Source organism: Pseudomonas sp. MYb13 (assembly GCF_002980075.1).
Lineage (GTDB): Bacteria > Pseudomonadota > Gammaproteobacteria > Pseudomonadales > Pseudomonadaceae > Aquipseudomonas > Aquipseudomonas lurida.
On record NZ_PCQI01000007.1, the window covers coordinates 215,588 to 242,296 of the forward strand.

Below are 26,709 nucleotides of genomic sequence, written 5' to 3' on the forward strand. Positions count from 1 at the left end.
CTTGGCATCTTAATGACGGTCAGCCAGGAGTTTCTTTACCTCGTCAATGATCAAGTCGATATTAAACGGTTTCTCCAACACAACATTGAACAAGTCAGATCTCTGCATGCCAATGTGCGCCTGGGCGCCGCTGATCAGAATAATCGGCAAGTGTTTAACGGAGGGCAGGGCTCGTACGGCTTTGGCGAATTCGAGTCCATCCATCACCGGCATCATGAAATCGGTGATGATCAAGTCGGGGCGCTCTCTCTCAAGCACTTCAAGTCCCTTTTGACCGTGGCCTGCCTTCACGACCATGAACCCCTCATCCTCTAGCGCGAAGCCAAGAATGTCAGCGATCAAATACTCGTCGTCGACGACCAGAATGGTGGTCATGTGAATATAACCCGAATCAAAGACTTAGGAAGTTGAACCAGGCAGCGATGAATGACTGGATGTGGGTGGCTCATTGCTTGAAGCCTTTTTCAGATCAACGTCTTGGTCACGGATCACCATCTCAAAACGAGAGGGGTCGTAGGAGCTGTCTCGTACTTTAAGAATAGAGAGGGTCCTGCATAGTTCAGACTGATTCTCGAAGAAGCGCATAAGCATCAGGTTATCAACGAAACTGGACAGGTCAGAGTTGGGTGCGCTGACCTCCGAGCCGAAGAGATCACGCATTTCCCAGGACGCGAACACCGTTACTCCTCTGGCGCGAAGCTCGTTCATCAGCGCACTTAGAAAGTCGGTGATCCGTGCTGGGTTGGTCGAAACCCGCGTCATGCCGCTGAGGCTATCGATAAAAACACGCTTGATGCCCTTTTCCTCGACAATTTTCAGGAGTCGGGCGCCCAAGCCATCCAGCAGGCCTTCGGTGGTGGGTTGCCAGGCGATGCTCAAGGCGCCGCTTTTTTCCATACCTTCTACATCGACCCCCAGGGAGACACCTTTCAAGCGCAGTCGCTGTGGGCTTTCATAGAATCCAAACAGCAAGCCGGGTGCTTCAGGTGTGGACTCGCCGAGGAACTTGAGCCCCAGGGTCGTTTTACCTATTCCTGAGGGGCCCATGACCAGCGTCACGCTGGAGCTGTACAGACCGCCACCCAGTATGGTGTCTAACGAGGCGACGCCGCTGGCGATGCGCGTCAAGTCGGCACTGTCGAGTGCTGACGGGTGGCTGTAGAGGCTTTCCAGCCGTGGATAAACCACTAACCCATGATCGTTGATTTCACACTCGTGGAGGCCCGTCATCGCTCCGCTACCGCGAGTCTTTCGCAGTTGAATACGACGTACTGAGCGCGTGCCATAAAGCTCCTCACCCATTTCGATCACACCATCGACCATCGTGTGCTCTGGACTACCGTCATCCAGGCGGGAGCTGGTAAGAAATAACACGGTGCAACCCGCAAAGGCGGCGTGGCCTTGTAACTCAGAGATGAATTTTTTGGTGTCAATGTGCGAGTCAGCTCTGGAGCGTGCGTTGAGTAAACCGTCCACCACCATCACGGTTGCTTTCTGACGGCTTATCTCGCGCCGAAGCAGCTTCACTACTTCGTCAAGACCCTCGTTTTCCAAGGTGTCAAATGCGCTGACGAACTGGATTTCGGCGCCTACTTTGGAGGCGTCGTAAAAGCTGAGGGTAGAAAGAAATTGAAAAAGCCGGTCGTGCGATTCAGCCAGGAGCGTCGCAACCAGTACCCGCCCTCCATTATTCGCGTGATGGAATCCAAGTTGGTTGGCGAGGATCGTTTTGCCGGACCCTGGACGGCCCTGAATAATGTATGAGGAGCCCGCAACCAGTCCCCCCTTGAGCAGAGCATCCAGCCCTTCGATTCCGCTTTGAAGGCGTTTAAGCTTTTCCACAATGCGACCCTGATATGAAGACAGGCTATTCAAGCCGAATTAAGTTGAATGCTAACGTCAATTGCGTGTTGGGGCCATCCATCCCTTGGACAGGGATGGGCATGGTAGCAGGTGCCTATTTTTCCGTCGAATGACGGCTCTATTGTGAGTCTTGGCAACGGTGTCGCCCCTGCTAGACCGCTTGTTTTCGCATGAGGTGTTGAGAGGACAATGACGGAGCTCGGCAATTCAAATCATTTTCGAGTTCTGGCCAACAGCCTCTTGCACGGAACGTCGCGAGTTCTAAAAAACGGCGCTATTTGCCGTACAGCATTGTTGCGCAGTGACCAGGGGTAGTATTGGGACTTGGCCGGCAGGCATTAAACGCTTAACGCGCGCTAAGGCTTGATTCCAGAATGAAGCGGTTGCCTGGACCCTACGATCAAACCAGCCGTATCCAGTGAACGTCATCAGCAGCGATCCCAGCACATGCGGTAATCGTTGCTGCGGCTTATCGCAGCCGACCCTCTTGAAGCGACTACAGCGACTGGACTGCTTATTTGCATGCTTGTCGTCACTGCACAAGACTCACACGTATCTACTTCACACTTTCAGCGTTTGCGGCCTTGTTTCGACGGCAACGCTGCGAGCAGTAGCGGACCTCATCCCAACAGCGCGCCCATTTTTTGCGCCAGGCAAAATCTAATCCGCAGACCGCGCACTTTTTGACCGGCAGTTCGCTCTTCTTCACAACGATTCCCCTGCATCGAGCCTGGCGAGCAGTTCCTGGCCGCGATCCCACAGCGCTTGTTGTTTGGGTTCAGTCATCCGGTCGAGGTTTTTGTAGACCATGCCCAAGCGCTGATTGCTGCGCAGAAGGTCTGCGTGGCGCATCAGGAAATGCCAGTAGAGTGAATTGAAAGGGCAGGCGTCGTCGGTCGTGCTTTCACTGACCTTGTAGACGCAGGTGCGGCAGTAGTCAGACATGCGCTTTATATATTGGCCACTGGCGCAATAAGGCTTGGAACCCAGGTACCCGCCGTCGGCGTGCATGACCATACCCAGTGTATTGGGCAGTTCGACCCAGTCGAACGCGTCCATGTAAATTGCCAGGTACCAGTCGCAGATCTGAGTCGGGGTGATGCCTGCGAGCAGCGCGAAGTTGCCGGTCACCATCAACCGCTGGATATGGTGGGCATAGGCATGTTTCAAACTTTGGCCGATCGCCTGGCTCATGCACTTCATTTGGGTGTTGCCCGTCCAGTAGAACGCTGGAAGCGGCCGGTTGTTGCCAAACAGATTGCCGCCGGCGTAGTCGGGCATTTTCAGCCAGTAGACGCCCCGTACATATTCACGCCAACCTATGAGTTGACGAATAAAACCTTCGGCGGCGTTTAATGGAATCCTGTGGGCCCAATACGCCGACTCAACGTCACGGCACAGCTGACGCAGGTCCAACAGGCCAATATTGAGCGCGGCGCTGATCCGGGCATGAAACAGGAAGGGTTCATCACTGGCCATTGCATCTTGGTAGTCGCCGAACGCTGCCAGCCCCCAGTCGAGGAAATACTCCCACAACGCCTGGGCATCGGCGTGTGTGACCGGGTAGTCGAACGTGTCGAAGCTGCCATAGTGACTGGAGAAATGTTCGGCTACCAACGCAAGCACATCCTGGGTGATCGCATCTGGCTTGAAGCGGGCCGGTGACGGCGGGATGACGCCCTTGGGCAATGCCTTGCGGTTGTCCGCATCAAAGTTCCAGGCGCCTCCGACCGGGCTCCCATCGCCATTGAGTAATAACCCGCTTTTGCGACGCATCTCGCGGTAGAAGAACTCCATGCGCAGTTGCTTCTTGCCCTTGGCCCAGTCAGAGAATTCGGTGCGCGTGCAAAGGAACCGACTGTCGGGATGCCATTGGATGGCCAGCCCACAGTCCTTGAGGGCGTGTTCCAGGCGCCAGTCGCCGCACTCCGTGATATGTATTTCATCGGAATGCGTCAATGCCTGCCAGCGCTGCAGTTCGCCTTTGACGGTTCCACTGTTTTTCGGATCATCAAGCGTGACGTATTGCACCTGGAACCCTTGCTGTCGTAACGCCTCGGCGAAATGACGCATGGCACTGAAGATCAGGATGATTTTCTGCGGGTGATGGGGCACATGGCTGGCTTCTTCCATCACCTCGACCAGTAGAACCGTGTCACGGTCCTTGTTGAGCCCTTGCAGTGAGGCAAGGTCGAAAGATAACTGGTCGCCCAAGACCAGGCACAGCCGGTTCGACTTCTTCATTCAGTAAGTTCCAGCTGAGTGTGGGTGCCAGGTAGCCGTCATCGGAGGAAAGTCGTTTGCAGTGGACACCAAAGAATCATTAATGCGTTGGGTCCTGAAGCATTGGGGACGTGGATTGCCATTGAGCCAGTTGAACCTTCAAGTGTTCGACTTCCGCTTCCAGTTCGCGCACACGCGCGACAGCCTCGAATTCGGCGCTCACGTCCTTCTGGATCCCGATGTAATAAGTCAGTTGGTCAGCGTCGTTGAATACCGGGGTAATCGACAGCTCATTCCAGAACGCACTGCCGTCTTTACGGTAGTTGCGAATGATCTGCCGGCAAGGGCGATGGTTCTTTATCGCCTCGCGAATAACGGCCAAGCCGGCTTGGTCCCGGTCATCGCCCTGCAGGAAGCGGCAGTCCTGATACAGGATGTCGTCGACGCTGTAGCCCGTCAGGCGCTGGAAGGCGGGGTTGGCATAGATCAGGATGTTCTCATCGCCTTCCTGCTCGGCAATCACAATGCCGTCATCGGAGGTTTCAACCATCAATTTCAGCAGTTCTGCGTCGATCATTTTCAGAGCCCCTATGAGTTTCAAGCCATTCTATAACAACCTGGCTGATCTGGATTTCCAGAAGTGCTAGGGCATTTTTCCATGGTGGCTCGACCGTTTGGACACTCGAACGCGTACCCACAAGCCACTGTTACACCCGTTCGCAGTCAAACGTAGTCGGCTCAAGTGTTTTTCGTACCAACCCACACTGTCGACGTGTATTGAATACCGGAGGGCACCCCGTTTAGACCCTTTATTGCCGATGGCCCTGCGGACGTCTTTCGAGGGTAAATCATCGACGCTGGCGGGCGTTCTTTCTTCGTAAAATAAGACTGCATTGAAAGACAAAGACACTGCCAGGCGCCGCGCCGCCAGCATCACGTCGATTGTGAACCGATGCCCTTTGGCCAGGTAGGACACGCTGTGATGAGCGCGCCAAGAAGGGCAGGTTCCGTCCGAAATTTTTACGGCTTCTTTACGGTAGAGGGCGTTGCTCGCAACGATACTGGCGTCGTTTTTTTGATCCTCTACGCGCCTCGTTTTTCCGATGGCCCTGAAAGAGTGCAATGACCAAGGATTGCGTGCATTCACTCCCCCTGATAATTGAGAGATGCGCCCCTTGAGTGAGACAGCGACCGCCGTAAATGAACACTCCCCTTCCAAGACGTCAGGGGTGGGCTTGCTCGTCGCTGCGGTCGGGGTAGTTTATGGGGATATTGGCACCAGCCCCCTCTATACATTGAAGGAGGTTTTTTCCGGCCATTATGGCGTTCAGGTCAATCACGACGGTGTGCTGGGCATTCTGTCACTGATCTTTTGGTCATTGATCTGGGTCGTCTCGATCAAGTACGTGCTGTTTATTCTTCGCGCCGACAACCAGGGCGAAGGCGGCATCATGGCGTTGACAGCGTTGGCCCGCCGCGCAGCAGCGCCTTATCCGCACATGAGTAAAGTCCTGGTTCTGCTTGGCCTGTTCGGTGCAGCGCTTTTTTACGGGGACAGCATGATCACCCCCGCGATTTCTGTGCTCTCGGCGGTGGAAGGGTTACAGCTCGCCTTTGACGGAATAGAACACTGGGTCGTGCCACTGTCGGTGATCGTGCTGGTGGCGTTGTTCTTGATACAGAAACATGGCACGGCTCGCATCGGTGTCCTGTTTGGCCCGGTCATGGTGCTATGGTTCGTGGTGTTGGGTGCCCTCGGGATCTACGGTATCTTGCAGCGCCCCGAAGTGCTGCAAGCGCTCAACCCTGCTTGGGCGGTACAGTTTTTCGTCGCCCATCCGGGAATAGGCGTGGCAATACTGGGTGCTGTCGTATTGGCGTTGACCGGCGCCGAAGCACTGTATGCCGACATGGGCCACTTTGGTCGCAAACCGATCTCGCGTGCCTGGTTCATGCTGGTATTGCCTGGCCTGGCGCTCAATTACTTTGGCCAGGGTGCCCTGATCCTGGAGAACCCGGAGGCGGTGCGCAATCCATTCTATTTGCTCGCGCCTAGCTGGGCGTTGCTCCCCATGGTCGCGCTGTCCACACTGGCTACCATCATCGCTTCTCAAGCAGTGATCTCCGGTGCTTTTTCCCTGACGCGCCAGGCGATCCAGCTAGGGTACGTGCCCCGGATGTTTATCCAGCACACCTCCAGCCAGGAGCAGGGTCAGATTTACATCGGCACCGTCAACTGGGCATTGATGGTGGGTGTGGTACTGCTGGTGATCGGCTTCGAGTCTTCCAGTAACTTGGCGGCTGCGTATGGCGTGGCTGTCACAGGTACTATGTTGATCACCACCATTCTGTCTTCAGCCGTGGCCCTGCTGCTCTGGAAAACACCGCGCTGGGTGGCTATCCCGCTGCTGCTCGGTTTTCTACTGGTCGACAGCTTGTACTTCGCGGCCAATGCGCCGAAGATTTTCCAGGGGGGTGCGTTCCCGGTGATCGCCGGTATCGGGTTGTTCATCTTGATGACCACGTGGAAGCGGGGGCGCAAAATCATCGTCGAGCGGCTGGACGAGACCGCGCTGCCCCTGCCGTTGTTCATCAGTAGCATCCGTTCGCAGCCGCCGCACCGGGTGCAAGGTACAGCGGTTTTCCTGACCGCCAGGGCGGATGCCGTTCCCCATGCACTCTTGCACAACCTCTTGCATAACCAGGTGCTGCACGAGCAAGTGGTGCTTCTCACCGTAGTGTCCGAAGACAGCCCTCGAGTGAGTGCAGACCAACGGTTTGAGGTCGAAGCTTATGGAGAAGGGTTCTTCCGTGTCAGCCTCCACTTCGGTTTCATGGAGGAGCCCGACGTTCCCATGGCCTTGAAGCTGTGTCATTTGAATGAGCTGGATTTCAGCCCGATGCGCACGACCTATTTTCTCAGTCGTGAGACAGTGATCCCGACCCAGCGTATTGGCATGGCACGCTGGCGAGAAAACCTGTTCGCGTTTCTGCTGAAGAACGCCAACAGCAACCTCAAGTATTTCAAATTGCCATTGAACAGGGTGATTGAACTGGGTACTCAAGTGGAGATGTAACACACTCGTACGTCACCATTCGCCTTGCTTTCGGTCAACCCCTGTCGATGACGGTTCACGACGCGCCTACCAGGGTAGGCGCTCTCCGTCGTAAGCAAAGAAGTGGCCGCTGTCGGCAGGCTCCAAGCGGTCAATCAGCGTTAACAATTCGCGTGCAGCAATGTCTGCTGGTCTCGCGGCAGAAGCCCCACGAAAGGGCTGTGACAAGCCCGAGATCACCGTGCCGGGATGCAGGCTCAGCAAGCGCGCCTGGGGACGGGTTCGTGCCAGTTCGATTGCCGCGGTTTTAATCAGCATGTTCAATGCCGCCTTGGAAGCGCGATAGGCGTACCAGCCGCCCAGGCGGTTATCACCGATGCTACCGACCTTGGCAGAGAGCATTGCCATTGCGCCCTGAGGGTCTAGCAACGGCAGGAAGTAACGCAACACCAGGGCGGGCCCCACAGTATTGACTTGAAATACCGAATGCAGTGCATCTGCTTCAATCGCGGCGTAACTTTTTTCAGGCTTTATTCCCTCGCGATGGAGCAGGCCGGCTGCATGCAAGATCAACTGATACGGTGCTTCTCCAGTCAATTCTGCGGCCGCTCTGGCGATACTGTCCGCATCCTCCAGGTCCAGGCATGGAACGCTGTTGCGCCCCAGCTCACGTACGCCCGCACACCGTGGATCCTGATTGAGCCATTCACAAAAAGCCGAGCCGAGCGCACCACTGGCGCCAATCACCAAGGCACGATAGCCCTCGCCAAGGGAATTCATCTTGAACGCACTGTTCATCTAGTCTCTCCCACCGTCTGGCGCGATGTGTTGGCGTTAACCCAGTCGTCCTATCAGTTGCAGGAACTCGTGACGTGTAGGGGAGGATTCACGAAAGGCGCCCAGCATCACCGATGAGGTCATCACCGAATTTTGTTTCTCCACGCCCCGCATCATCATGCACATGTGCTTGGCCTCGATCACCACCGCAACGCCGGCGGCATCGGTGATGTGCTGAATGGCGTCGGCAATTTGTTTTGTGAGGTTCTCCTGGATCTGTAGGCGGCGAGCGAACATATCCACCACTCGGGCGACCTTTGACAGGCCCAGCACCCTTCCGGTGGGGATGTACGCGACATGAGCCTTGCCGATGAAGGGCAGCATGTGATGCTCACATAACGAATACAGTTCGATGTCGCGCACGATGACCATCTCATCATTCTGCGATTCGAATAACGCGCCGTTTACCACGCTTTCCAGGTCCATCGTGTAGCCGTTGCACAGGTACTGCATCGCTTTGGCCGCCCGCGTGGGCGTGTCCAGCAAGCCTTCGCGCTCAGGGTTCTCGCCTACGCCGACGAGAATTTCACGGTATTGATCTGCTAATGACGGGTTCATGTTGATTCCTCGCAGCGTTGACTCAGGTTCTTCGTTGGGCCAATGACAAGACGAAGTTTTCTAGACGTGCTTTATTTTCGACGCGGGCTTCTTGTCGGACTCGGGTTCTGACTGCGCCACCGTGCAACGGTTATCGACACAGCGACGACCACCGTCCGGGTGAGGTAACCACGCCAAATGGGGACGTAAGCGGCAGAAAAGGCGATAACCCAATTCAAACAGCGGGCGCAATGCACGCCATGTCAGTGGCGTGGCCCAAAACCCCAGGCCAGCGGCTCGCCAGCTCCACAGGGTGGCGTCCAAGCCGGTTAGCCAGCGACCATCAGCGAAACGCGCATGCAGTGAGGACTGCATCTGCTCGACTGTGAAACCAAGTGCCTTGGCGTCAAACCCAGCGCTGCTGATGTCGACAAACAGCAGTCGATTATCAGAGGCGTGCCGTTGCAGGATCCGGATTTCGCGCGCACACAGCGGGCATTCACCGTCAAAGTACAGCGTCAGCGGCCAATCCGTATTGTTGTACATGGTGTATGGTCTTGTATAGGTTTTGTACAAGATATGCTTAAAGAAACGGACTGACAATGAGCATGAGTGTTTTGCCGTGCCATGGACCCTGACGCGCCGTTGCGTGGGCGGATCGCCCGTTCGTTCGACAGGGAGGTTCCTGGCGGCAAGGTACGCTAGGGCGTGCGCGTCATCGGGGGAGATGCCCAACAATTAAAAAAGCCGCCCCTGAGATCAGGGGCGGCCTGGTTGTCCTGCCGGGTAGGTACTCAATTCCCTCTGTAGGTAGAGAAACCGTACGGGCTGAGCAGCAAGGGAATGTGGTAGTGCGGGACAGTGCCGTCCACCTCAAAAATCACCGGTACCTCCGGGAAGAAACTTGAGGTGTTGTGGGCGGCGAACCATTCACCGGTTTTGAAGGTGACACGGTAAGTGCCTTTCTCCAGGGCCTGACCTTCCGGGTACAGCCCGGTCACACGACCTTGTTCGTTCGTCGTTGCATGGTTGAGCATGTTCCAGCTCTTCCCGGACTGTTTTTCCAGGGTGACATTGACACCCGCTGACGGCAGGCCATCTTGTAGGTTGAGCACATGCACGCTGAGCGGGTTGGTTGCCGCTGATGCCAGCGACGATACGACACTCAATACGATGCCAGCGAACAGGGTTTTCAATACAGTCATGATCATGTCCTTAGTGTTTGACGGCAGGTAGGATTTTGTTGATAGCGGCTAATGCACACCCTTCATCGGTTGCTGCCCCACCGGCTCCGGCCATTCCGATAGCCCCGATGACTTGCCCCTCAAACAGCAACGGCACGCCGCCGCCTAGCAGCAACAGTTCATCCAGGGTGTTGAGGTTCTCAGCATCCGGCGTCGTGCGGGCACGTTCTGCCAATAGCCGTGTTGGGGTCTTGGTCGACAGCGCGGTGTAGGCTTTTCGCTGAGCCGCCAGCGTGTTGTGCGGGCCGACATCGTCGTCGCGTTGGACGGCGACCAAGTTGCCGCCACGGTCGACGACTGCGCCAACGGCGGTGCGCCCCTGGGCATGACAGGCTGCCAGCGCGGCATTCAATAAGTCATTGGCCATTGCCAGTGACACGTCCTTGCGCTGCACAACGTGGTCGGGCGTTGCAACGGCGAGCGCAGAGCTCATTGCGAGAGGCACCAGCAATGAAGTGGATAGGCTTTTACGCATGCTTTTTCCTGTGTTTGGTCTGGCTGAGTCATTGCCAGGCATGATGACCCGAGCGCTCCGTCAGAATGATTGCCTCATCATTACCAATATGTAATGTAACGAAACGGTCTGGCGCGCTAGCCTATGCGCCAGCCTTGGAGGAAAAGATGCGTATCCTGGTCGTTGAAGATGAAGCCAAAACAGCGGATTACCTCCACAAAGCCCTGACTGAATCTGGCTACGTGGTCGAAGTCGCCCTGGATGGCCTGGAGGGCCAGTACCTGGCGCAGGAAAGTGAGTTCGACTTGATCATTCTGGACGTCATGCTGCCGGGCCTGGATGGATGGCAATTGCTTCAGGTCATTCGGCGCAAGTGGCAAACCCCGGTGCTTTTTCTCACCGCCCGTGATTCCGTGGAAGACCGGGTCAAGGGGCTCGAGTCAGGGGCCGATGATTACCTCGTCAAACCCTTTTCCTATGCCGAGTTGTTGGCACGTGTACGGACCTTGCTACGCAGGGGGCCGCCCCGTGAGGTCGAGCAGTTTTTGGTCGCCGACCTGAGCCTGGATCTGTTGCGACGCAAGGTCACGCGCAGGGGCGAACGCCTGATCCTGACCAACAAGGAGTTTGCCCTCTTGCACCTGCTGGTCAGCCGAGAAGGGGAGGTGCTCTCGCGCTCGTTGATTGCCTCGCAGATCTGGCAGATGAACTTTGACAGTGACACCAATGTGGTCGATGTCGCCATCCGTCGACTGCGGGCCAAGGTGGACGACCCCTATGCGCTCAAGCTGATACATACCGTGCGAGGCATTGGCTACATGCTCGAGGTGCAATCCTGAAACTGTTCCCGCGTGCCCTGAGCCTGCGCCTGGCGGTCATGTTCGCGCTGGTCAGTGCGCTGCTGCTGGGTTCCATCGGTTTTTATCTTTATCAATCGTTACAACGGGAAATCGCCTGGCGCGATGACCAGGCGCTGCTAGGTCGCCTGGAGCGTATGCAAGCGTTGCTAAACGACAGCGTCAGCGTCGAGCAACTACGACATCGACCCAAGCTCTACGAAAATATGCTGGGCAACCGTGACAACCTGCTCTGGATTGTCGACGGCTCCGGTCAGGCGCTGATCGAAATCAACCCCGTCGGCATGAGCGTGCCCACGTTGCCTGCCGCAACCCAGGCCCGGCTCGGTGACGGCGATGCTTCGCAGGGAGTCCGACTGGCCTGGAAGGATGTCATGCAGGGGGGACGAAGCTTGACCCTGATTGCTGGCAAGTTGTTAGGTGAGCGTGAGCAGATGCTGGGGGCTTACCGACTCAAGCTCTGGCTCGCCATGTCAGTCGGGGCTTTGTTGGCGTTTGTGCTGGGCGGGTGGGTCAGTCGACGAGGCTTGCAACCGGTGCGTATGCTGGCGCAACGCGCGGCCAGTATCGATGCACACCATCTGCATCTGCGGCTGGATGAGTTCAACGAACTGACTGAGCTGCAAGCGCTCAGCCAGGCGCTTAATCAAATGCTTGCACGCCTTGAAGACGGGTTCGCCCAGCTGTCACGCTTCTCGGAAGACCTCGCCCATGAGATGCGCACCCCGCTCAGCAACCTGATGGGGCATACCCAGCAAAGCCTGAGGCACAGTCGGTCGGTCGAGGACTATCAAAACCTGTTGGTGTCCAATCAAGAGGAATATGAGCGCCTGGCGCGAATGATCGACAGCATGCTTTTTCTCGCGCGTACCGAGCAGTCGCAAGCCTCCGTGCACGACGATCCCATCAACCTGCATGATCTGGTCGAGCAACTGTGTGAGTATTTCGAAGGCGTCGCGCAAGAACGCGATATGACGCTGGTCAATCATGCCCACGCCCAGTTGCGTGCTGATCCGGTGTTGATCCGTCGAGCGTTGGCTAACGTGGTGGCCAATGCACTGCGTTATGGATCGCCTGCGACGGACGTGGTTATCAACAGTGTGGTGTGGGAGGACAGGGTCGAGGTCTCTGTACACAACCAAGGCCCGCCGATTTCAGCGGAGCATCTACCTCGGCTGTTTGAACGGTTCTACCGGTGTGATCCGTCACGCAACCAGCCCGATGATTCCGGTGGCCTGGGGCTGGCAATCGTGCGCTCGATCATGCAATTGCATGGCGGACGGGTGACAGTGGAGAGCGATCAATCAGGCACGACCTTCCGCTTGGCGTTTCCTACTTGACTGCCAAGCGCGCTGCCTGAGCGCGCCCGTCATGTCAGCCTACCGCTCGATCGACCGGCTCCAGCGCGCATTCCACTCGGGCCGCGCCTGGTTGACCTGGTCCCAGTCAATCGAAATGGCGGGCTGCAGATAACCCTGCATCGCTTCCACCCGTGCGCGGGTCTTGTCGGTGGTGGGGGTGGTCGGGTTGGACGGAATCTGATCACCTTCCTCCAGCGCCGGCGCCTGGGCCTCGGCGGTCAGCAGGAAGGCCGCGAGTTTTTGCGCCAGCTCCGGCTGGTCATTGCGCGCGATCACGCATTCGGCCACGTTCAGCACCACGGCGCCTTCCTTGGGTTGCGCATACTCCATGGGCACGCCAAGCAGCTTCTGGGTGGCGACCTGGGTTGGGGTGAGGGGGAAGATCGCGGCTTCGTCGGTCTGTACCATCTCGGAGATTTTTGCCGAGCTGGCAATGTATTCCAGCACGTTGGGGCCAACGGTCTTCGGCCAGGCCTTGAAGCCTGGGTCGACATTGGTCTCGTCGCCACCCTGGATGCGGTTGAACATCAGGAAACCGTGCAGGCCGAAAGTGGACGAAGCCAGCGACTGGAACACGACCTTTTCCTTGAAGCGCGGGTCGGCCAGGTCCATCCACGAGGTGGGCGCGGCCCAGCCCTTTTCCTTGAACATCTTGGCGTTGTAGCCCAGGCCGGTGACGCCGAGGGTCACGGCCACGGCTTCGTCCTTGATTTTGGCCTTGGCCGGGATCTGTTCCAGGGGCTGGCTGGGCGCGAGCTTGTCGCACAAGCCCATGGATATGGCGCGGTACATGATGCCGTCGTCGAGGAACATCACGTGCATCTGTGGGTTGTCTTTGTTGGCCTGGACCTTGGCGAGAATGTCCGACGAAGTGCCGGGCACGATCACCACCTTGACGTTATTGGCCTTTTCGAAGGCGGGCAGCACCTTGTCGGCGTACACCCGTTCCATGGTGCCGCCGTTCATGCCCAGGTACAGCGTGGGCGCGGCGTGCGCGGTGGAGGCGAGCAGGGCGAGGGACAAGCAGGACAGCGCAATACGTGGGTTCATGGATGTTTTTCCTCTCAGGCTTGGAAACGACGGATGGAAAACGCTTCGATAGGGTGGCGACTGGCCCCGTCGCAGACGAGCTCTGCCAGGGCTTCACCCACCGCGGGACCGAGCTGGAACCCGGCGCCGGCAAAGCCGAAACCGTGGAGCAGGCCAGGTTGGGTACTGCTGGGACCGATCACCGGTTCGTGATCGGGGAGGTAACCTTCGGTGCCGCTCCAGGTGCGAATCGCCTGGGCACCCTTGAGAAACGGGTAGAGCTCGGCGGCATTGCGCAGTATCTCCAGCACCGCTGCCTGGCCTGGGCGCGCGGTCAGCGGGCCAAGGGCAAAGCCGCGACCGCCGCCGAGGATGCAATTGCCCCGGGCGACCTGCCGCGCGTAAATACCGCCGCCTTCCACCCCCGTGCTCACATTCATCACCACTGGCAGCGGCTCGGTGACCAGCATCGCCGGGTGCGCCGAGGTGATCGGCACCGCTTCGCCAAACTGCGCAGCGACGGTGCCGGCCCAGGCGCCCGCACAGTTCAGCAACCACGGCGCTTGTAGATGCAGGCCGGTGGCGCAGTGCACGTGGAACTGGCGGCTGTCATGTTCGATGCGGACCACTTCGGCCTGCTCGTACACCACTGCGCCGCAGCGCTGCGCGGCACGGGCGAAGGCCGGGGACACTACGCGTGGATTGGCGTGGCCGTCTTGCGGACACAACGAGGCGCCCACGGCGATATCGCCAACCCAGGGGAAGCGTGCGCGCAGCTCGGCGTGATCGAGCAACTGCAAGCCCAGGCCAAAGCCACGGGTCTGCACGGCGTACGCCTGCAGCGCGGCAAAATCAGTGTGGCTGCGCGCCAGTTTCAAATGCCCGGAGCGTACGTATTCGCCGTCGATACCGATCAATCCCGGCAAGTCGGCCCACAGTTGATGAGCACGCTGTGACAGCGGCAATTGATGCAATGGCCGGCCCTGGCGGCGCACACCGCCATAATTCACCCCACTGGAATGCGAGCCGCAAAAATCCCGCTCCACCAACGCCACGCGCTGGCCTTTTTGCGCGAGCATCAAGGCCGCCGATGCGCCGACGATCCCACCGCCCAAGACGATGACGTCGATCATGGCTGCACCTCCACGCCAAACGGCAGTGGCTTGATGGGCGCCTGGCCACGCAAGCGGCCGACGTTCTCGATGCCCCGGCCACAGCGTTCGGCGACAATTTCCGCTGCCGCCAGCCCGCACATCCGGCCCTGGCAGCGGCCCATGCCGACGCGACAGTGGGCCTTGACGCGATTGATCTCCCAGTGGCCTTCGTCCACCACCGCGCGCACGTCACCGACGCTGACTTCTTCACAGCGGCACAGGATCAGTTCATCCGGCGCCTGTGCGGCCCATTGCTCAGGGAAGGGGAAGGCAGTTTCGAGGCCCTGGCGAAAGCGCTGGATGCCAGCCAAGTGCTGTTCCAACACGGCGGGGCGGCGGTGATCAATTGCGATGCCCGAGTCCTCGAGTAGCGCCAGCGCGGCACGTTCGCCAGCCATTTGCGCCGCATCGGCGCCCATGATCCCGGCGCCGTCGCCGGCCAGGTACACGCCGCTGACGCTACTGCGCCCGGCGCTGTCGCGTTGTGGAAGCCAGGCGCGGTTCAACGCGTTCCAGGCGAATTCACAGCCGAGCAAATCCGCCAGTTGCGTCTCACAGCGCAGGGCGTGGGCAAAGCCCACGGCGTCGCATGCCAGGCTGTGTTCGCCCCACCGAATACCCGTGACCCGTTGTTCTCCTTCGATCTGCCTGAGCGTGGCGCCCTGATGCACGGCAATCCCGTGGGCCGTCAGCCAGGCGCGGTAATACAAGCCCTTGGCCAAGGTCAGCGGTTGCCCAAGCAGCGCCGGCAGCGCACGGCACTGGGCACTGAACGGTGCGCTGTCGAGCACCGCCACCACCTTGGCGCCGGCTTTGGCGTACTGATAGGCGACCAGGTACAACAACGGCCCGCTCCCGCAGAACGCCACCCGCTCGCCGATGGCGCAGCCCTGGTATTTCAAGGCAATTTGCGCGGCGCCGAGGCTGTAGGCACCGGGCAAAGTCCAGCCCGGCACTGGCAGGATGCGGTCGGTGGCGCCCGTGGCGACGATGATGCGCGCGTACACGAGGCTTTCGGCGCGACCGTTGTTGAGCATGTCCAGGCGACCGTCCTCGGCATTCCATACCAGGGTTTCCGGCCGGTAGTCGATCAGCGGTGCCAGCTCATCAATCGTGCGGTGCACGGCGTCGGCCTTGTTCGCTTCAAATCCGTAGACCTGCTTGGCGGTGCGTTGGAAACCCAACGGTTGCCGCCGATAGATCTGCCCGCCACCGCGCGGGCTCTCATCCACCAGGCAAGGTGTGACGCCATGGTCGAGCAGCGTACGCGCTGCGCTGATACCCGCCGGGCCAGCACCCACAATCACTACCGGCTTCATGGTCGGCGCCCCGGATCACGGCTGATCGCCTGGCCTTCTTCCAGCAGCGTCGAACAGGCGCGCACCCGGCGGCCGTCTTCAAGTCGCACCCAGCAGTCCTGGCACGCGCCCATCAGGCAAAACCCGGCGCGCCGCTCGGCACTGAAGTCGCTGCCGCGCAGGTGCTCGGCACAGGTCAGTACGGCGGTGAGCAAGGTGTCACCGAGCAAGCCGCTGGCAGGTTGGCCGTCCAGGGTGAAGGACAGGGCAGGGCGTTCGGTCTCGGCCACGCGCTTGAACAGGGCCATCAATGTTTCCCCACCAGTACGCGGTCCAGGCCGTAGACCCGGTCGAGCAGAATCATCGTGGCTGCCGTCAGCGCAATCACCAGTGCCGACACCGCCGCCATCATCGGGTCGATGGATTCGGTGGCGTACACATACATGCGTACCGGCAGGGTTTGGGTGGCCGGCGAGCTGACGAAGATCGACAGCGTCACTTCATCGAAACTGTTGATGAAGGCCAGTAACCACCCCCCGGCGACACCGGGCAAAATCATCGGCAGGGTGATCTGGCGGAACAGCGTGAAGCGACTCGCCCCCAGGGACTCGGCGGCTTGCTCGGCGCTGCGATCAATACCGATCGCGGCCGCCAATACCAGGCGCAGCACATACGGTGTGATGATCACCACGTGCGCGAGCATCAGCCAGGTAAAGCTGCCGTTGACACCCATCAGCGCGAACAAGCGCAGCATCGCCACGCCCAGCACCAGGTGCGGGATGATGATCGGTGACAGGAACAACGCACTGAAAAAGTTGCGCCCCGGGAACGTGTACCGACTGATCGCCAAGGCCGCCGGTACGGCAATCAAGGTGGCCAGGGTCGCGGCGGTGAACGCCAGGATCAGGCTGTTGTAGAACGCCTGGATAAAGTCAGCCCGCTCGAACACCGCGCGAAACCAGCGCAGCGAGAAGCCTGATGTGGGCAGGCTCAAGGTGTTTTCCGGAGTGAAGGCCACCAGGCACACCACCACCAGCGGCGCCATCATGAACAGCACGACCAAACCATGGAAACCGAGGGCCAAAGGACCGTTTCTGGACATGCGCTCAAACTCCCAGGGATTTTTTGTAGCGGCCTTCGACCATGCGGTTCCAGCTCAGCATGATCAGCAGATTGACCAACAGCAGCACCACCGCGATGGTCGCGCCCATGGGCCAGTTGAGTTCCGAGAGGTACTGGTCGTACACCACGGTGGCGACCATTTTCAGGCGGCGTCCGCCGAGCAGGCCGGGGATCGCAAAGGAGCTGGCGGCCAGGCCGAACACGATCAGCGTGCCGGACAGCACACCGGGCATGACCTGCGGCAGCACGATCTTGCGCATCACCGTGGCCTGGCTGGCGCCCAGGGACAACGCGGCCTGTTCAGCCGACGGATCGAGCTTTTGCAGGGAGGTCCACACCGGGATGATCATGAACGGCAGCATCACGTGCACCAGGGCGATGATCACCGCGAACGGTGTGTAGAGCAGTTTCACCGGGCGCCCACCGAGGAACTGGATGACCTGGTTCACCAGCCCGTCCGCCCCCAGCAGGAGGCTCCAGCCAAAGGCGCGCACGACCACCGAAATCAGCAGCGGTGTGAGGATCAGGATCAGGAAGATCGAGCGCCACGGGGTGCCCATGCGGCTGAGGATGTAGGCCTCGGGCACACCGATCACCACGCACAGCAGGGTCACCAGCGCGCTGATCCAGAAGGTGCGCCAGAAGATCTCGTAGAAGTACGAATCACTGAACAGCGACAGATAGTGCGCGAAGGTCCATTCATCGGCTTTTACACCCACCTGGTAGTCAAACACGTTGAACGACAGCACCAGGGTCAGGCCCAGCGGCAGAATCAGCAGCCCGGCAAACAGCACCAGCGCCGGCAGCGAGAGCAGATAACCACGACTCATGTGCGCACCTCATCCGCTGCCAGCACACGGAGGAGTTCGCAATGCCAGTCCAGGCCCACCGCTGCGCCGCAACCCAGCGGCGCGCTGCCATCGTTGCTGCGCACCACGGTGATTTCGCCCAGGTCGGTGTGGACGCGGTACAGCCATTGGCTACCGAAGAAGTAGCGGTCGAGCACCTTGCCTTGCAGGCGGCCTGAACCGACATCCCCCAGGCTGATCTTTTCCGGGCGCAGGCTCAGGACCAACTCACCGTCGCCGCGCTCATGCCGCACTTGCGGGATGCCCAACGGGTCGTAGTCGCCGGGCAGCAGGTTGGCCTTGCCGACGAAATCCGAAATGAAGCGCGTGCGCGGGTGTTCGTAGAGCTTGTAGGGTGCGTCGATCTGGGTCACGCGCCCGGCCTGCATCACCACCACGCGGTCGCTGATCGACAGCGCTTCGGCCTGGTCGTGCGTGACCATCAAGGTGGTGATACCCACGGCGCACTGGATGCGGCGGATCTCGAACTGCATCTCTTCGCGCAGATTCGCGTCGAGGTTGGACAGCGGCTCATCAAGCAGCAACACCGGCGGTTCGATCACCAGCGCACGGGCCAGGGCCACGCGCTGGCGCTGGCCGCCGGACAGTTCACGTGGGTAACGGTCAGCGTGGGGGGCCAGGCGCACCAGGTCCAGTACGGTCTTGACCTTGCTGGCGATTTCGCTGGCCGGCACTTTGCGCATTTTCAGCCCGAAGGCGACGTTGTCGCGCACGGTCATGTGCGGGAACAGCGCGTAGCTCTGGAACACAACGCCCAGGCCGCGGCTGGCGGGCTTGGCATGGGTGATGTCGCGGCCATCGAGCAGGATCTGCCCGCCGCTCACATCAACGAAGCCGGCGATCATTTGCAGGGTGGTGGTCTTGCCGCAGCCCGAGGGGCCGAGCAGGGAAACGAACTCGCCTTTTTCCACCGCAAGGTCGGTGGCGACCACCGCGTCGACGGCGCCGTAGCGTTTGCTCAAGGCGTTGAGTTGGAGAAATGCCATGTCTGCGTTCCACCTTTATGAGTCGCGTCGAAACGCGCTTTTTTGTTTTGGGCAGATGCGAAAAGGGTGTTTCGGGTGCGTTGGCGCTCAATCTCGAGTCGGCTGCCGGTTGTTGTTCATTTCGCCCCTGTGGACGCAGATTAGGACGAAGACTAGGATGGGCGGAAGATGGAATTTCACTGAACGGACTATTATTTTCGTATTTATTCACTCACCGGAATTTACAAAGAGATTAGTTGTTATGGATTCCATTGATCGAAATGAAAGTGGCAAAGAAGTCGGGGCGGGCGGCGTCTCTCGCCTGTTCGCATTGCTGCGCACCCTGGGTGAAGTGCCGGAGGGCGGCGAACGCGTCACCCAACTTGCGCAACAGGTGGGCCTGTCCCAGCCCACCACCCACCGTTTATTGCGCAGCCTGATGGAAGAGGGCATGGTCGAGCAGGACGCACGCAGCAAGCGTTATCGCCTGAGCCTGGAGTTCTTCGCCCTGGCGGCTAACGCCGGCAAGACCGGCAACCTGCGTGACCTGGTGCGGCCGAGCATGTTGCGCCTGAGCGCTTCACTGGGGGATTCATTATTCCTGCTGGCGCGCAGCGGCTTCGATGCGATCTGCCTGGACCGCAGCGAGGGTCCGTACCCGATCCGCACCTTCACCGGCGATATCGGTGGGCGGGTGGCCTTGGGCGTGGGGCAGGGCAGCCTGGCGATCCTGGCGTTTTTGCCGGAGGAAGAGCGCGAGACGGTGATCCGCTACAACCTGCCACGGCTCAAGGACTTCCACCTGTATGACGAAGTCCTGTTGCGTTCGGAAGTCGAGAACGTGCGCACCCTGGGCTACGCGGCGCGCAATACCGGGGTGCTGGAAGGCATGGCCGGCTTGGCGGTGCCCATCCTCAATCGGGACGGGCATGCAGTGGCGGCGTTGAGTGTAGCGACCATCAGTGACCGACTGGGGCCGAGCCGGTTACCCATGGTGGTGGAGTTGTTGAAGCGCGAAGCGGCGGCGATCGGGCCAAGGATCAACCCGTTCGATCCGACGTTGAGGCGGCCCTCGCATACCTTTGGTGGGTAATGCGAATCCGATGTGGGAGCTGGCTTGCCTGCGATGGCGGAATGTCAGCCACTTAGATGCAAACTGACCCGCCGCTATCGCAGGCAAGCCAGCTCCCACATTTTTAGATTGCAGCCAACGCGACTGACGTGGCCGCTGTGCGAGTCTCCACCCCCAACTTCACATACACATGCTCCAAATGCTTGTTCACCGTCCTTGGGCTCAACCCCAGGATATCGCCGATATCCCGATTGGTCTTGCCGCACGCCACCCAGCGCAACACTTCCACCTCGCGCTCGGTCAATTGGAACCGGGCCGAGAGCAGCCTTTGCGCCGGGGCATCTTCCAGCGTCAGCACACTCGGCTGTTGCGCCTCCCGCGCGGACAACAAAATCCGCGACGTGCGCAAATGCGCCGCCACCCGCGCCAGCACCTCGTCGGTCTGGATCGGCTTGGTCACGTAGTCACTGCCACCCACTTCAAAGCCCTGCACCACGTGCCGGGTGTCGGTCAGCCCGGTCATGAACACCACCGGGATATCCGCGCTGGCGGGTTGCGCCTTGAGCCGACGGCAGGTTTCGAAGCCGTCCAGGCCGGGCATCATCGCGTCCAGCAGAATCAGGTCCGGACGTCGGCGTTGCACGCGGTTCAACGCGCTGAGGCCATCGAGGGCCACCAGGACCATGTAGCCGGCATCGTCGAGGGCGTCCGAGAGCATCGCCAGGTTATCCGGGGTGTCGTCCACGATCAGCACGACACCGGGTTCATTGCTGCGGGTGAGTGCATTCATCTTCGGCCTCCTTGAGGGTTCGGTTGAGTTCATCCAGGCGGAAACCCTTGAGCAGCCCGCGCACCTTGCTGATGAAAGGCTCGGTGTCGGGCTGGTGCGCAAGGAGGGTGTCGAGCTTTTCGTGCAGGCCGCGCACGTAACCGATGGCGCTGAGTTCGGCGAGGATGGCCAGGTCTTCCGGGCTGGGCAACACGCTGGGCGGTGGGGGCGGCACCAGGCTCTTGGTACGCCGTAGCCACTGCAGGTCCAGGTGCTGTTGCAGGCGCCCGAGCAGCTCCGGCGTGTGCACGGGCTTGGCCAGGTAGTCGTTGCACGCGGCGGCGATGCTGCGTTCGCGGTCGTCGGTGAAGGCGTTGGCCGAGATCACGATGATGGGCGCGGTGGACAGCGCATTGCGGCGGATCAAGCGACTGGTTTCGTAGCCATCCAGGGTTGGCATCGACAGGTCCATCAGGATCAGGTCCGGCGCCAGCAGCGCCACCTGGCGGATCGCGTCCTGGCCATTGCTGGCCTGGATCACTTCGAAACCCAGTGGCGTGAGCATGCCACTGAGCACCTTGCGATGGTCCACATGGTCATCCACCACCAGGATGCGTCGTCGCTCCCCTTGATAACCGATGATGTCGTGCTCCACATGCACCACGGCCTGCGGCGCACGCACCTGGGACAGGAACAGCCGCACCTGGAAGCAGGTGCCCTTGTCCAGCTCGCTGGTCACCCGCAGCTCGCCGCCCATCAATGACGTGAGCATGCGCGTGATGGTCAGCCCCAGGCCCACGCCGTTGTCCTGGCGCATCAGGTCGCCGCGTTCGAACGGCTGGAATATCCGCTCCAACTGCCCTGGATCGATGCCGATGCCCGTGTCGATAATCTCGAAGTTGGCGGTCTCGCGCATATAACTGACCCGCAGGCGCACCTCGCCGCTGTCGGTGAAGTTCACCGCGTTGCCCAACAGGTTGATGAGGATCTGGCGCACGCGTTTTTCATCGCCGCGCACCACCGCCGGGATCTTGCCCACGCAGTCCAGGCGAAAGCGCAGGCCCTTGTCCCGTGCTTGCGGGGTGAACATCTGTTCCAGGTCGTGGAGCAACTCGGGGAAGGGGATTTCAGTCGGTTCCAGGCGCAATTTGCCGGCCTCGATCTTGGCCACATCCAGCAAACCATCGATCAATGACACCAAATGCGAGCCGCTGCGCAGGATAGTCGCCAAGGCATCCTGGTGCTGCTCGGGCATGGCGCTGTCGCGCTGCAGAATCTGGGTGAAGCCCAGAATGCTGTTGAGCGGCGTGCGCAGTTCGTGGGACAGCCCGGTGACGTAGCGGCTCTTGGCGGCATTCGCGGCCTCCGAGGCTTCCTTGGCTTGCTGCAGGGCCTGGTCGGTGAGGCTGTGGGCGTCGATCTCCTGCATCAGCAGCAGGGTCTGGCGGTCGGATTCCTCCTGGGCCACCCCCCGGCTTTCGCGGGTCAGCACCACCCACCAGGCGAGCACGGCGGCCAACACCGAGAGGGTCAGGAACGCCTTGAAGAACGCCTGGTACAAGGTCTCCGAATGGGGCAAGCCCTGGGCCGCCTGCATGTAGATCAACGCCAGCGCGCCGGCGAGCATCAGTACCAACGCCAGCAAAAGCCCCAGGTAATGGGCCAGGCGCGTGTGCAGGCGCGGCATCATCGTGTTCGGCAGCAACCAGCGCAGCACACCTTCGAACTGGGTGACCAGGCGGGCGTGGGGTTTGCAACGGTCCCCGCAACGCGCATCCAGCGAACAACACAGCGAGCAGATCGGCGTGCTGTAGGCCGGGCAGAACGCCATGTCCGCGGTCTCGAACGGGTTGCTGCACAGCCCGCACACTGCGTGGGTCGCGGGTGCGATCGGGTGAATCAACTGTATGTCGCTGGTGCGGGCGATGTAGTACTTGCCTTTGGTCAGCCAGGCCAACAGCGGCGCCATCACCAATGCGGTGCCCAGCGCGACGAAGGGTGGTGCCGCCTGGGCCAGGCTGCCGAACAGGCCGAAGTGGGCAAGGATCGACAGCAGCGACGCAATCAGCATCGAGCCGACGCCCACCGGGTTGATGTCGTAGAGGTGCGCGCGCTTGAACTCGATGTGCCTGGGCGACAGGCCCAACGGCTTGTTGATCACCAGGTCCGCCACCAGTGTGCCGATCCAGGCAATCGCGATATTGGCGTAGAGCCCCAGCACCTGGTCGATCACGTCGAACACGCCCAGCTCCATCAGCATCAGTGCGATGGCCACGTTGAACACCAGCCACACCACGCGGCCGGGATGGCTGTGGGTCACGCGGGCAAAGAAGTTGGACCAGGCCAGAGAACCGGCGTAGGCGTTGGTCAGGTTGATCTTCATCTGCGAGATGAACACGAACAGCACCATGGCGCCGAGGGCCAACTCCGGCGAGCTGAACACGTAGCGGAACGCGACCAGGTACATCTGCGTTGGCTCGGCGGCGCGTTCCATGGGGATTTCATGTTGCAGCGCCAGGAACGCCAGGAACGCCCCGGCGAACATCTTCAACGCGCCGGGGATGATCCAGCCGGGCCCGGCGCAGAGCAGGGCGGCCCACCAACGCTTGCGGTTGGCGGCGGTTTTTTCCGGGAGGAAGCGCAGGTAGTCCACCTGTTCGCCGATCTGCGTTACCAGCGACAACGCCACGGTGCAGGCGGCACAGAAGGCCAACAGGTTGAAGCCGCCGCCATCGCCGCTGCGCCCCACAAAGCTGGTCCAGTCGCTGAAGGCGTCGGGGTTCTTCCATGCCACAAAGCCATAGGGCAAAAGCAGCAACAGCAGCCAGATCGGTTGTGTCCACAGCTGCAGGCGGCTGATCAGGGTCACGCCGTACGCCACCAGCGGGATCACCAGCAGCGAGCAGATCACATAGGCCAAGGCCAGCGGGATATGAAAATACAGCTCCAGCGCCAGGGCCATGATCGCCGCTTCCAGGGCAAAGAACAGGAAGGTGAAGCTGGCGTAGATCAACGAAGTGATGGTGGAACCGATATAGCCAAACCCCGCGCCACGGGTGAGCAGGTCCATGTCCACGCCATAGCGCGCCGCGTAGTAGCTGATGGGCAGGCCGGTGAGAAAGATCACCACGCTGATGGCGAGGATCGCCCAGAAGGTGTTGGTGAAGCCGTAGCTCAGGGCCAACACGCCGCCGATGGCTTCCAGCGCCAGGAACGACACGGCGCCCAGGGCGGTGTTGGCAATGCGCAGTTCCGACCACTTGCGAAAGGACTTGGGGGTATAGCGCAGGGCGTAGTCCTCCATGGTCTCGTCGGCGACCCAGGTGTTGTAGTCGCGGCGGATCTTGACGATGCGCTGGGTGCCGGGAGGAGGGGGCATGGTGGGAGAACTCCGGAAAGAGGACGGGTGTGAGTGAGCAAGTTCCATGCCCCGCAAGGCGCCGCAGATCCAAATGTGGGAGCGGGTTTGCTCGCGAATGCGGTGGGCCAGCGTGTCCATCAGTGACTGAATACACCGCGTTCGCGAGCAAGCCCGCTCCCACACGGGATCTGGTGGTGGGGCGGGCGGGATCCTGCGCCGAAATGGTGCGCAGCGGCATACGTCAAATGACGTACACCGTTACGTCAGGCTGCGTATACCCGCGCTGGCCCGCTGCCGCCATGCTGAACCCCTCATTGCAGAGGAGTCGCCCCATGGCACCACGATTGATCCGCTCCAAACCGCTGTTGGCCCTGTCGTTGCTGGCGGCCGCTCTGTTCAGCCAGGGTGTGCTGGCCGATAACGAAGGCCTGGCCGTGACCCCTACCGAAGTCACCGTCGGCCAGTTGCACTCGGCCACCGGGACCATGGCGATTTCCGAAACCGGCTCGATCCAGGCCGAGCGCCTGGCGATCGAACAGATCAACGCTTCGGGCGGGATCCTGGGACGCCAGATCAAGGTGATCCAGGAGGACGGTGCTTCCGATTGGCCGACCTTTGCCGAAAAAGCCAAGAAGCTGCTGGTCAACGACAAAGTCGCCGCCGTGTTCGGCTGCTGGACGTCGGCCTCGCGCAAAGCCGTGCTGCCGATCTTCGAGAAAGAAAACGGCCTGCTCTACTACCCAACCTTCTACGAAGGCCTGGAACAGTCGAAAAACGTGATCTACACCGGCCAGGAAGCCACCCAGCAGATCCTCGCCAGTCTCGACTGGATCGCCAAGACCAAGGGCGCCAAGACCTTCTACCTGGTCGGCTCCGATTACATCTGGCCGCGCACTTCGATGAAGATCGCGCGCAAGCACATCGAAAACGTACTGCACGGCACAGTGGTCGGCGAAGACTACTACCCGCTGGGCAACACCCAATTCGGCTCGCTGATCAACAAGGTCAAGCTGAAAAAACCTGACGTGGTGTTCGCAGCAGTGGTGGGCGGCTCCAACGTGGCGTTCTACAAGCAACTCAACGCGGCGGGCGTGAACGCGTCCAAGCAGACGCTGTTGACCCTGTCGGTCACCGAGGACGAACTGCTCGGCATCGGCGGCGAAAACATGGCCGGTTTCTACGCGTCGATGAAGTACTTCCAAAGCCTGGACAACCCGAACAACAAAGCCTTCGTCGAGGCCTTCAAGGCCAAATACGGCAAGGACGCAGTGATCGGTGACGTGACCCAGGCAGCCTACCTCGGGCCTTGGCTGTGGAAAGCGGCGGTGGAGAAGGCTGGCAGTTTCGACGTGGATAAAGTGGTGGCCGCGTCGCCAGGCATCGAGCTGAAAACGGCGCCCGAAGGCTACGTGAAGATTCACGAGAACCATCACCTGTGGAGCAAGTCGCGTATCGGCGAAGTGCAGCCCAACGGCCAGTTCAAGGTGATCTACGAGTCGGATCTGATCGAGCCGAACCCGTTCCCCAAAGGCTACCAATAACCCAAGGTCTGGCATTGATCTAACGGTGGGAACTGGCTTTGTGTGGGAGCAGGCTTGCCTGCGATGCAGGCGACTCGGTTTTGCAGTTGAACCGAGGTGATGCCATCGCAGGCAAGCCAGCGCCTAAATAAAGCAGATTGCACTTCAACCTGGCTCTCAGGAGACCATCATCATGGAATGGCTATCGGAATTTGGAGCCATCGCGGCGATGCAGGGGTTCAACGGCTTGTCCGTGTTCTGCGTGCTGTTGCTGATGGCATTGGGGCTGGCGATCATCTTTGGCCAGATGGGCGTGATCAACATGGCCCACGGTGAATTCCTGACCATCGGCGCCTACACCACCTACGTGTGTTCCAGCCTCACGGCGCACTTTGCGCCAAGCTTTCAACCCTATTACTTCTTCTTCGCCATTGCCCTGTCATTCCTCGTCGCTGGTGCCATCGGCTGGCTGGTGGAATGGGCGATGATCAGCCGGTTGTACAAGCGGCCGCTGGACACCTTGCTCGCCACCTGGGGCTTGTCGCTGGTGATGCAGCAGACCTTCCGCTCGGTATTCGGCGCCCGGGAAGTCAGCGCCGAACCGCCGGCCTGGCTGATGGGCTCGGTGAACTTCACCGATGCCATCGAGATTCCACGCAACGGGTTATTCATGATGGCCCTGACCCTGCTGCTCACCGCTGCGATCTTTCTGATGCTGTACCGCTCACGCTGGGGCTTGCAGGTGCGCGCCACGGTGCAGAACCGGCTGATGAGCCGTGCGGTGGGCATCAATACGCGCAAGGTCGACCGCATGACCTTTGCCTTGGGCTGCGGCGTCGCCGGTGTGGCCGGCGCGGCATTCACCACCATTGGCTCCACCGGGCCGACGGCAGGCTCGCAGTACATCGTCGACACCTTCCTGGTGGTGGTGTTCGGCGGCGCGCAAAGCCTGTTCGGCACCATCGCTTCGGCCTTCGTGATTGCCCAGACCCAATCGCTGTCGGAGTTTTTCCTCAGTGGCTCGATGGCCAAGGTGCTCACCTTGTCGTCGGTGATTCTGATCCTGATGCTGCGCCCGCAAGGGTTGTTCTCCATCAAAGTGCGCAAGTAGAGGCGAC

General features: G+C 60.2%; 25 protein-coding genes. 6 read left to right on the forward strand and 19 right to left on the reverse strand.

The features are described 5' to 3' along the window. Window positions 1–9: 9 nt before the first annotated feature. The 5 genes from CQ002_RS15630 to CQ002_RS15650 all read right to left on the reverse strand — a co-directional run bounded on the left by CQ002_RS15630 (window position 10) and on the right by CQ002_RS15650 (window position 4,663). Window positions 10–375, reverse strand: a complete 366-nt coding sequence (locus CQ002_RS15630; RefSeq protein ID WP_069023148.1) for a response regulator — start codon at window positions 373–375, stop codon at window positions 10–12. A gap of 24 nt (window positions 376–399) precedes the next feature. Beyond that, a complete protein-coding gene (locus CQ002_RS15635) occupies window positions 400–1,845 on the reverse strand; it encodes an ATPase domain-containing protein (RefSeq protein WP_164403629.1) in 1,446 nt (481 codons plus the stop codon). A 574-nt stretch (window positions 1,846–2,419) separates the two neighbouring features. Next, window positions 2,420–2,572: a DUF2256 domain-containing protein gene (locus tag CQ002_RS15640; protein ID WP_105162009.1), complete on the reverse strand. Its 153-nt coding sequence runs from the start codon at window positions 2,570–2,572 to the stop codon at window positions 2,420–2,422. Then, window positions 2,569–4,107: a cryptochrome/photolyase family protein gene (locus tag CQ002_RS15645; protein WP_105162010.1), complete on the reverse strand. Its 1,539-nt coding sequence runs from the start codon at window positions 4,105–4,107 to the stop codon at window positions 2,569–2,571. The genes CQ002_RS15640 and CQ002_RS15645 overlap by 4 nt, the downstream gene beginning before the upstream one ends. A 79-nt stretch (window positions 4,108–4,186) precedes the next feature. Beyond that, window positions 4,187–4,663 carry a PAS domain-containing protein gene (locus CQ002_RS15650; RefSeq protein WP_069023155.1) on the reverse strand — a complete coding sequence of 159 codons (477 nt, stop codon included), beginning with the start codon at window positions 4,661–4,663 and terminating at the stop codon, window positions 4,187–4,189. A 589-nt stretch (window positions 4,664–5,252) separates the two neighbouring features. Here CQ002_RS15650 and CQ002_RS15655 point away from each other — a divergent pair. Further along, window positions 5,253–7,163 (forward strand): potassium transporter Kup, encoded by a 1,911-nt coding sequence (locus tag CQ002_RS15655; protein WP_105162011.1) that lies wholly within the window; start codon window positions 5,253–5,255, stop codon window positions 7,161–7,163. 66 nt (window positions 7,164–7,229) lie between these two features. Here CQ002_RS15655 and CQ002_RS15660 read toward each other — a convergent pair whose 3' ends face one another. From CQ002_RS15660 to CQ002_RS15680, 5 genes are all read right to left on the reverse strand, one after another. Further along, a complete protein-coding gene (locus CQ002_RS15660; protein WP_069023159.1) occupies window positions 7,230–7,940 on the reverse strand; it encodes an SDR family oxidoreductase in 711 nt (236 codons plus the stop codon). 36 nt (window positions 7,941–7,976) lie between these two features. Continuing rightward, window positions 7,977–8,537 (reverse strand): GTP cyclohydrolase I FolE, encoded by a 561-nt coding sequence (gene folE / locus CQ002_RS15665; RefSeq protein ID WP_069023161.1) that lies wholly within the window; start codon window positions 8,535–8,537, stop codon window positions 7,977–7,979. 60 nt (window positions 8,538–8,597) lie between these two features. Continuing rightward, window positions 8,598–9,062 (reverse strand): thiol-disulfide oxidoreductase DCC family protein, encoded by a 465-nt coding sequence (locus tag CQ002_RS15670; RefSeq protein ID WP_069023164.1) that lies wholly within the window; start codon window positions 9,060–9,062, stop codon window positions 8,598–8,600. A gap of 248 nt (window positions 9,063–9,310) precedes the next feature. After that, a complete protein-coding gene (uraH, locus tag CQ002_RS15675) occupies window positions 9,311–9,721 on the reverse strand; it encodes a hydroxyisourate hydrolase (RefSeq protein ID WP_069023166.1) in 411 nt (136 codons plus the stop codon). A gap of 10 nt (window positions 9,722–9,731) precedes the next feature. Continuing rightward, window positions 9,732–10,235, reverse strand: a complete 504-nt coding sequence (locus CQ002_RS15680; RefSeq protein WP_105162012.1) for a heme-binding protein — start codon at window positions 10,233–10,235, stop codon at window positions 9,732–9,734. A 146-nt stretch (window positions 10,236–10,381) separates the two neighbouring features. On the opposite strand from CQ002_RS15680, the gene CQ002_RS15685 reads away from it, so the two are divergent. Next, window positions 10,382–11,053: a heavy metal response regulator transcription factor gene (locus CQ002_RS15685; RefSeq protein WP_069023171.1), complete on the forward strand. Its 672-nt coding sequence runs from the start codon at window positions 10,382–10,384 to the stop codon at window positions 11,051–11,053. Beyond that, entirely contained in the window at window positions 11,050–12,411 is a 1,362-nt protein-coding gene (locus CQ002_RS15690) for a heavy metal sensor histidine kinase (protein WP_105162013.1), read from the forward strand. The genes CQ002_RS15685 and CQ002_RS15690 overlap by 4 nt, the downstream gene beginning before the upstream one ends. A gap of 39 nt (window positions 12,412–12,450) precedes the next feature. On the opposite strand, the gene CQ002_RS15695 is transcribed toward CQ002_RS15690, so the two are convergent. Genes CQ002_RS15695 through CQ002_RS15725 form a run of 7 tightly spaced genes read right to left on the reverse strand, consistent with a single transcriptional unit; the run spans window position 12,451 to window position 18,890 of the window. After that, window positions 12,451–13,482: an ABC transporter substrate-binding protein gene (locus tag CQ002_RS15695; protein WP_105162014.1), complete on the reverse strand. Its 1,032-nt coding sequence runs from the start codon at window positions 13,480–13,482 to the stop codon at window positions 12,451–12,453. 14 nt (window positions 13,483–13,496) lie between these two features. Then, window positions 13,497–14,594: an FAD-binding oxidoreductase gene (locus tag CQ002_RS15700; protein ID WP_105162015.1), complete on the reverse strand. Its 1,098-nt coding sequence runs from the start codon at window positions 14,592–14,594 to the stop codon at window positions 13,497–13,499. After that, window positions 14,591–15,934 (reverse strand): NAD(P)/FAD-dependent oxidoreductase, encoded by a 1,344-nt coding sequence (locus CQ002_RS15705; RefSeq protein WP_105162016.1) that lies wholly within the window; start codon window positions 15,932–15,934, stop codon window positions 14,591–14,593. The genes CQ002_RS15700 and CQ002_RS15705 overlap by 4 nt, the downstream gene beginning before the upstream one ends. Beyond that, a complete protein-coding gene (locus CQ002_RS15710) occupies window positions 15,931–16,221 on the reverse strand; it encodes a (2Fe-2S)-binding protein (RefSeq protein WP_069023181.1) in 291 nt (96 codons plus the stop codon). The genes CQ002_RS15705 and CQ002_RS15710 overlap by 4 nt, the downstream gene beginning before the upstream one ends. Further along, the gene (locus tag CQ002_RS15715) at window positions 16,221–17,015 is read right to left on the reverse strand and encodes an ABC transporter permease (protein WP_069023182.1); all 795 of its coding nucleotides are present in this window, start codon (window positions 17,013–17,015) and stop codon (window positions 16,221–16,223) included. Before CQ002_RS15715 ends, CQ002_RS15710 begins: the two co-directional genes overlap by 1 nt. 4 nt (window positions 17,016–17,019) lie before the next feature. Then, entirely contained in the window at window positions 17,020–17,865 is an 846-nt protein-coding gene (locus CQ002_RS15720; RefSeq protein WP_069023183.1) for an ABC transporter permease, read from the reverse strand. Beyond that, window positions 17,862–18,890 (reverse strand): ABC transporter ATP-binding protein, encoded by a 1,029-nt coding sequence (locus tag CQ002_RS15725; RefSeq protein WP_098466284.1) that lies wholly within the window; start codon window positions 18,888–18,890, stop codon window positions 17,862–17,864. Before CQ002_RS15725 ends, CQ002_RS15720 begins: the two co-directional genes overlap by 4 nt. A gap of 241 nt (window positions 18,891–19,131) precedes the next feature. Here CQ002_RS15725 and CQ002_RS15730 point away from each other — a divergent pair, with 241 nt between their 5' ends. Then, window positions 19,132–19,962: an IclR family transcriptional regulator gene (locus tag CQ002_RS15730; protein ID WP_105162017.1), complete on the forward strand. Its 831-nt coding sequence runs from the start codon at window positions 19,132–19,134 to the stop codon at window positions 19,960–19,962. Window positions 19,963–20,065: 103 nt separating this feature from the next. Here the strand turns inward: CQ002_RS15730 and CQ002_RS15735 are convergent, their stop codons facing one another. Further along, the gene (locus tag CQ002_RS15735; protein ID WP_105162018.1) at window positions 20,066–20,731 is read right to left on the reverse strand and encodes a response regulator; all 666 of its coding nucleotides are present in this window, start codon (window positions 20,729–20,731) and stop codon (window positions 20,066–20,068) included. Next, window positions 20,706–24,089, reverse strand: a complete 3,384-nt coding sequence (locus CQ002_RS15740; RefSeq protein WP_105162019.1) for an ATP-binding protein — start codon at window positions 24,087–24,089, stop codon at window positions 20,706–20,708. The genes CQ002_RS15735 and CQ002_RS15740 overlap by 26 nt, the downstream gene beginning before the upstream one ends. Window positions 24,090–24,403: 314 nt before the next feature. Here CQ002_RS15740 and urtA point away from each other — a divergent pair, with 314 nt between their 5' ends. Together urtA and urtB are read left to right on the forward strand one after the other, a co-directional pair. Further along, entirely contained in the window at window positions 24,404–25,612 is a 1,209-nt protein-coding gene (gene urtA / locus CQ002_RS15745) for an urea ABC transporter substrate-binding protein (protein ID WP_043274194.1), read from the forward strand. 172 nt (window positions 25,613–25,784) lie between these two features. After that, a complete protein-coding gene (gene urtB, locus CQ002_RS15750) occupies window positions 25,785–26,702 on the forward strand; it encodes an urea ABC transporter permease subunit UrtB (RefSeq protein ID WP_069023195.1) in 918 nt (305 codons plus the stop codon). The last annotated feature ends 7 nt before the right edge of the window (window positions 26,703–26,709 follow it).